This is a genomic window from Hyphomonas sp., assembly GCF_040882205.1.
Taxonomy (GTDB): domain Bacteria; phylum Pseudomonadota; class Alphaproteobacteria; order Caulobacterales; family Hyphomonadaceae; genus Hyphomonas.
Genome location: NZ_JBBEBT010000107.1, coordinates 1 through 5,826, shown reverse-complemented (window position 1 = coordinate 5,826; position 5,826 = coordinate 1). Strand labels below are relative to the sequence as shown.

General features: G+C 65.6%; 8 protein-coding genes and 1 pseudogene. 2 read left to right on the top strand and 7 right to left on the bottom strand.

Annotation, left to right across the window (positions count from 1 at the left end; translation table 11 throughout):
* Positions 1-111: 111 nt before the first annotated feature.
* From WEA77_RS04435 to WEA77_RS04410, 6 genes are all read right to left on the bottom strand, one after another.
* A complete protein-coding gene (locus WEA77_RS04435) occupies positions 112-558 on the bottom strand; it encodes an N-acetyltransferase family protein (RefSeq protein WP_368066659.1) in 447 nt (148 codons plus the stop codon).
* Positions 559-663: 105 nt separating this feature from the next.
* A complete protein-coding gene (gene lpdA / locus WEA77_RS04430) occupies positions 664-2,070 on the bottom strand; it encodes a dihydrolipoyl dehydrogenase (RefSeq protein ID WP_368066658.1) in 1,407 nt (468 codons plus the stop codon).
* 104 nt (positions 2,071-2,174) lie between these two features.
* On the bottom strand, positions 2,175-2,537 hold the full coding sequence (locus WEA77_RS04425; protein WP_368066657.1) for a hypothetical protein: 363 nt from the start codon (positions 2,535-2,537) through the stop codon (positions 2,175-2,177).
* Positions 2,538-2,612: 75 nt separating this feature from the next.
* Positions 2,613-3,284, bottom strand: a complete 672-nt coding sequence (locus tag WEA77_RS04420) for a hypothetical protein (protein WP_368066656.1) — start codon at positions 3,282-3,284, stop codon at positions 2,613-2,615.
* Between the two features lie 3 nt (positions 3,285-3,287).
* Positions 3,288-4,184: a glutathione S-transferase C-terminal domain-containing protein gene (locus WEA77_RS04415; RefSeq protein ID WP_368066655.1), complete on the bottom strand. Its 897-nt coding sequence runs from the start codon at positions 4,182-4,184 to the stop codon at positions 3,288-3,290.
* Positions 4,163-4,408: a hypothetical protein gene (locus tag WEA77_RS04410; RefSeq protein WP_368066654.1), complete on the bottom strand. Its 246-nt coding sequence runs from the start codon at positions 4,406-4,408 to the stop codon at positions 4,163-4,165. The genes WEA77_RS04415 and WEA77_RS04410 overlap by 22 nt, the downstream gene beginning before the upstream one ends.
* 177 nt (positions 4,409-4,585) lie before the next feature.
* Here WEA77_RS04410 and WEA77_RS04405 point away from each other — a divergent pair, with 177 nt between their 5' ends.
* Entirely contained in the window at positions 4,586-4,894 is a 309-nt protein-coding gene (locus tag WEA77_RS04405; RefSeq protein ID WP_368066653.1) for a helix-turn-helix transcriptional regulator, read from the top strand.
* A pseudogene (locus tag WEA77_RS04400) lies at positions 4,840-5,193 on the top strand (helix-turn-helix transcriptional regulator); the annotation flags it as partial. The gene WEA77_RS04405 and the pseudogene WEA77_RS04400, both read left to right, overlap by 55 nt.
* Before the next feature lie 123 nt (positions 5,194-5,316).
* Here the strand turns inward: WEA77_RS04400 and WEA77_RS04395 are convergent.
* Positions 5,317-5,751, bottom strand: coding sequence for a hypothetical protein (locus tag WEA77_RS04395; RefSeq protein WP_368066660.1), 435 nt, complete (start codon positions 5,749-5,751; stop codon positions 5,317-5,319).
* Positions 5,752-5,826 lie beyond the last annotated feature (75 nt).

The window sequence follows — 5,826 nt, the reverse complement described above, 5'->3', positions numbered from 1 at the left end:
CCGCCCGTCCGGTCAGGAACAGGTTGCCCTGCGCGCCCGCGCCATGCGCGACCCATTCGGCCGGCGCCGCGTAGATCGTCTCCGGGGTGGGGGGCACTTTTTTAGGCAAGCTCAGGGGCTGACGAGGCGCATCTGGCGCGCCTTGCTACCGCTTCCGGTGCTCGCCACCACCTGCCACCCGAGCGCTTCATAAGCGCGCCGTGCGCCCATGTTCTCGGTGTCGACATCCAGGCTCAGCGCGCCGCTCGCGCCCTGGTGCGCCACTTCCAGAAGGCCCCGCGCCACGCCGCAGAAGCGCCAGTCCGGCGCCACAAACAGGTGGTCGACATAGTCCTGCGGAGCCTGCAGCGTCAGAAAGCCGACTACGCCGGCATCCGGCTCCTGCGCCACCCAGGCGGCTTGCGGGCTGAGCGCCCGGCGCAGGATCATGTATTGCCCCCGGTTGCGCACGCGCCAGGGCATCTGGGTCAGGCAGTCCCGGAAGATCGACAGGCAGGAGCCGGCGTCCGCTGCGCTGAACGGCCTGATACTCCATCCGGCTCCCGGGTGCTTGTACATGGGCCGAAGTTTAAAGTGAGGCGGGCGCGGCGTCCAGCCGGAAGCCGTCCTGCGCGCAGCCGAGTGGTGCGTGTGCGGGGCTGGATGAAATCGTGCCGCCACAGCTCACATCTGCATCGTCCAACCTTCAACGCCCATCGCGGCCTGCCGAACGGCTTCCGACAGCGTCGGGTGCGCATGGCTGGTGCGGGCGATGTCTTCGGACGAGGCGCCGAACTCCATGGCCACCACGACCTCTGCGATCAGCTCGCCGACGCCTGTGCCGATCATGTGCGCGCCGAGGATCCTGTCGGTGCCTTTCTCGGCGAGGATTTTCACGAAGCCCAGGGTTTCGTGGTTCGTCCGTGCACGGGAATTGGCCATGAAGGGGAACTTGCCCTTCACATACTCCACGCCCGCCGCTCTCAGCTCTTCCTCGTTTTTGCCGACCCAGGCGATTTCCGGGTTCGTATAGACGACGCTCGGCACAAGATTATAGTCCACATGCCCCGCCCTGCCAGCGATCAGCTCGGCCACCGCCGTGCCGTCGTCCTCGGCCTTATGTGCCAGCATCGGCCCGTGGATACAGTCGCCCACGGCCCAGACGCCATCCGCCACCTTGAAGTGGCCATCGACAACTTCGATCACGCCGCGCTTGTCAGTCTTGCCGCCCACTGCCTCGAGGCCGAGACCCTCCGTATACGGCTTTCGGCCGACGGCGACGATCACGATATCGGCGTCCAGCGTCTCGGCGGCGCCGCCCTTGGCAGGCTCCATCGACACTTTCAGTTTCGACTTCTGCTTCTCTATGCCGGTCACTTTGGTGCCCAGCCTGAAGGTCAGGCCCTGTTTCTTGAAGGTCTTCTCGGCTTCCTTGGCCACTTCGGCGTCGGCCGGCGGCAGGATGCGGTCGAGATATTCGACCACGGTCACATCCGAGCCGAGCCGCGCCCAGACCGAGCCCATCTCGAGGCCGATCACGCCTGCGCCGATCAACACGAGTTTCTTCGGCACGGCTTTCAGGCTGAGCGCGCCGACGTTCGAGACGACGCGCTCCTCGTCTATCTCGATGCCGGGCAGGGAGGCAGGCTCGGAGCCCGTCGCGATCACGATGTTCTTCGTCTCCAGCAAGCGCGTGCCGCCATCCGCCAGCACGACTTCGACCTTGCCGGTTCCGGCAATCCTGCCGCGCCCCTTTATGTATTCGACCTTGTTTTTCTTGAACAGGAATTCGACGCCCTTGGTCAGGCCTTCAACCGCCTCGTCCTTCTGCGCCATCATCTGCGCGAGATCGAGTTCGACCTTCCCGGTCTTGATGCCGAGCGCGGCAAACTCGTGCTGCGCGGCGTGAAAGTAATGCGAGGCGTTCAGCAGGGCCTTCGAGGGGATGCAGCCGACATTCAGGCACGTGCCGCCAAGCTTGCCGCGCGTCTCAATGCAGGCGACCTTGAGGCCCAGTTGCCCGGCGCGTATCGCGCAGTTGTAGCCGCCGGGGCCGCCGCCGATGATGACGACGTCATAGGTCTCTGCCATGGGAATATATTCCTTTTAGCGGGCACGTGCCGCGCGATTCGAACTGCGCCGCATACCTATGCATTCCCACCCCGAAATCAATCCACAGGGACCGGAAAACAGACCTAGCCTCGCTTGAAGATCGCCAGCATCGCCGCCAGGGCGATCATCAGCGCGCCGGTGATCGCCTCGTCCATCCACAAGCTCGAATCGGTGCCCATGCCCGCCATCACTCCGGCCAGCGCGGCAAACAGGATCGCGCCGAGCATCGCCAGCCAGCCGCCGCCCTTGATGTTGAGCGCGGCCATCCCGCCGCCTATCACCGCGAGGGCGGAGGCGATGAGGCGCCAGAGACTGGTCGGCGGCTGCAGCAGCGCGTCATCCAGCGGGCTGCCCCGGCTGACAATCATCTGCACGGCTGAAAACCCCTGCCAGAACAGCCAGGCGGCAAGCAGCGCGAGAACGACGGCGGCAATCTTGCGGATCATGTGTGTCCCCTCCCGGAACGTGTGTCTGGAGAGAGGCTAGGCCGATGCGCGCCGCACCGCAACGGGCGAGGCAGGTCAGGCCGCTTCGTCTTCCCGCCCGGCCAGGCGGGCGAGGGCGGCGGCCCGGTTCGCCCGGCGCCGCTGGGCCTGCGCAATGAACATCGCGCGCTGGCGCTGCACGACGATGTCCGGAACGAACAGCGGCGGGTGTTTCTTCTTCACCTTAGCGGGCTTCTCGGCGCGCACCGGCGCCCGCCGCGCTGCTAGCGCGGCGGCTACGGCGGGGTTCGCCATGTTTTCGGGCGTCACTTCCACGTCCATGAATTCTGGCGCCTGCTTGCGCAGTTCCCAGACTGCGATCAGCAACAGCACGGCGCCGGCCATCAGGCCCGCCATCGCGCCTTCACCCGCGCTGGGGTTTTCCCACCAGTTCGCATCGAAGTGCACGAGGAACACCGATGGAATCGAGAAGGCCAGCGCGAAGATGTACCAGCCCACCGCGCCGCCCTTTTTGGCCGCAAGGATGGCGCCGGAGGCGTAATAGCCGAGCGCTGCAAACAGGTAGGCCGCGCCATGCGCAATGCCGAGCTCGCGCCAGTTCACACCGTCGAGGCCGCCCGCGACATCATCCTGAACGACCCAGCCCATCACCATCACGATGGACGGCCAGCGCACGGCCGTCAGCGCGCCGAAGGCGAAGGCAATCGCATAGATGGTGAGCAGGATGGCAATAAGGCGGCGAGGCATCCGTCACGCGTAGCACGGGCGTGGTGAGCGCGCGTTGAACACGGTCGATGAAATTTGATTGATCTGCCGCGCAGCGGGCACCAGCGCCGGGACACCGGCCGGGGAGAAGACCAGCAGACTCAACGTCAGTTGCACCGCCGCCTGCAGCGCAAAAGTCATCCCCAGCCCTTCGATACTGGACCTGAGGTGCCAGGCCAGAAAAGTCAGTGCACAGATGAAATAGGGACAGGCAAAGATCAGCCCGCCCTGCAGGTCCGCAGCCAGCGTGAACAGCAAGGCAAAGCCCAGCGCCGCCGCCCCGGCCGCGTGCCAGTAGGTCGGTGTATAGCGGCGTGTCACTGCCAGAACGCCCCATAGCGCAATACTGGAGATGGCCGGCCACACGACAACGAAGCCAAAGATCGGGGGCGGCGGGCTGCTGTCCGCGCCGCCCGGCGCAGGAAAGGTCAGAACAGAAAGCACCGCCACCAGCGCCGTGCCGAGCACCACAGCCAGATAGGCCGGCCACAGGTTCGTCACGAAAAATCGCGTCTTCACCCGGTCCATATAGTCGACCAGGTTGCCATGCCTGCGCACCAGGCCGGTCAGCGGCGTGTCGAAACATTCCGCCGCGCAGGAGATGAGCACCGCCGACACGCCGGCATCCGCCGCCGTCGGCCAGTCCCCGAACAGGAAGGCCTGCCCGGCCAGCTGCCCCGTCACCGCGTCGAGATCCCAGGCCGCCAACTGCATCCGCTCGGCCTGGGAATGACGCCCCAGCCCGCTTTCATACTGCGCGGCGGCACTACCTTCGCGCACCTGCTTCATCACACCCGAGCGCGCTGCCCCCGGCACATCGCTGAAAAACAGCGCCGGGCCTTTCTCGAAGTTCGCGTCCTTCAGCCAGCGCTGTATGAGCATGACGCCGGCAAGGTGCCTTCCGCCATCCGCTCAAGCGCCCAGCTGGCGGCCCGCTGCGCATCATCCAAACCATCGACAAACGAGCGGCCCAGATTGGCTTCCATATGGGCCCGGATGAAATTCGTGTCCTCGACCAGTGGGCCGCCATCCTTGGTGTACGGCGCCTTGCGCTTCGGCGCGGATTCAAGGTCTGCATAAGCCCGGTCGAACCCTGCGCCGAGCATCTGCAGCTACATGTCCGCTTTCATCATATAGGGGCCGGGCGAGGGGCAATCGAACATCGGGCCCCATCCGTAAAAGGTGATCATGGTCTGTCTCCGTTCCCGGGTTTGCACTGAGGACTTGATAAGAGGCCACTGCTGACAGCACGGTGTCATTAGCGTGGCAGTAGAACCGAAATCATGAGACACACCGAACGCCTGTTCCAGATCATCCAGACCCTGCGCCGCCACCGCGCGCCGGTTACCGGGCAGGCGCTGGCCGAGGAACTCGAAGTCTCTCTGCGCACGCTTTACCGGGACATGGCCGAACCGATCGCGCAGCGTGTGCCGATCCGCGCCGAGGCCGGCGCCGGCTATGTGCTGGAGAAGGGGGATGACATACCGCCTCTGATGCTCACGGCGGACGAGCTGGAAGCTGCCGTCCTCGGTGCGCAATGGGTCGCCGCGCGCGGCGACGCTGCGCTGGCCTGCGCGGCGAACGCGACCTGATTGCCAAGCTCACCGTCGCCGTACCGCGTGAGCTGCAACCGGTGATCGTCGATTCCGGCCTGACGCCGGTCAGCTTCCGCAAGCGTCCGAAGGAAAGCATGGATGCGGGCATCGTGCGGCAGGCCATCCGTAGGCAGATGCAGCTGCGGATGGACTATGCCGACGAAGCTGGCGCCGTAACGCAGTGCCCGGTCTGGCCATTCCCCCTCGGCTATTGGGGCGAGGTAGAGCTGATCTGTGCCTGGTGCGAACTGCGCCGGGGCTTCCGCCATTTCCGCACCGACCGCGTGCGCGCCGCCCAAACCCTTGGGCGTTTTCCGGAACGCGTCGGCCGCCTGCGCAGGCGCTGGGAACAGGACAGCCGCAGCGCGATCGAGAGGGCGGGGTATACCCAGACAACACACCGTAGTTCCCAGCGGCGGTTAACGCACGCTACGTCCATGCCCGCGCACGGTTGGTTGCGGCCCGACCCGGCCAATCGCGTAAGCCATGACCTCACGCCGCGTCGTTGCGTTGGCACAGGTTTCCACGGGGATCTCTCTCGACCCGCGGGGGGTCTGCCATACGCCCATGGTCTGGTTGTCACCAACCTGTTGGACGGCGCCATCAAGATTGCGCCCGGTCTGCACGAGACACGCGGTGTTGCCGGCGCCGTCCTGCGTGATGACGCCGGTATTGTACCGGCCAAACTGGAGAATGCCTGCCGCATTCCCGCTGCCGGTCTGCGCGATGCCGGCGGCATTGCCGCGCCCCTGCTGGCCGATGGTTCCATAGTTCCCGGCGCCCTGCGCCCAGGCGGGTGAAAGGGCGAGGACGGCGAGAAAAATTCCCGAGACAAGAATTCTGGTACGGTGCATTTGGCGAGGCTCCTAGGACCGGCGTTCGGCGCTGCAGAGCGCGCCTTCGGCATCGCTCAGCACAAGGACTGCGCA

Bases quoted from the DNA above. Each gene is read 5' to 3' on its own strand.
- WEA77_RS04415 (WP_368066655.1), bottom strand. From the start codon at position 4,184: ATGCTCATACAGCGCTGGCTGAAGGACGCGAACTTCGAGAAAGGCCCG.
- WEA77_RS04425 (WP_368066657.1), bottom strand. From the start codon at position 2,537: ATGATCCGCAAGATTGCCGCCGTCGTTCTCGCGCTGCTTGCCGCCTGG.
- WEA77_RS04435 (WP_368066659.1), bottom strand. From the start codon at position 558: ATGTACAAGCACCCGGGAGCCGGATGGAGTATCAGGCCGTTCAGCGCA.
- WEA77_RS04420 (WP_368066656.1), bottom strand. From the start codon at position 3,284: ATGCCTCGCCGCCTTATTGCCATCCTGCTCACCATCTATGCGATTGCC.
- WEA77_RS04405 (WP_368066653.1), top strand. From the start codon at position 4,586: ATGAGACACACCGAACGCCTGTTCCAGATCATCCAGACCCTGCGCCGC.
- WEA77_RS04395 (WP_368066660.1), bottom strand. From the start codon at position 5,751: ATGCACCGTACCAGAATTCTTGTCTCGGGAATTTTTCTCGCCGTCCTC.
- lpdA (WP_368066658.1), bottom strand. From the start codon at position 2,070: ATGGCAGAGACCTATGACGTCGTCATCATCGGCGGCGGCCCCGGCGGC.
- WEA77_RS04410 (WP_368066654.1), bottom strand. From the start codon at position 4,408: ATGCTCGGCGCAGGGTTCGACCGGGCTTATGCAGACCTTGAATCCGCG.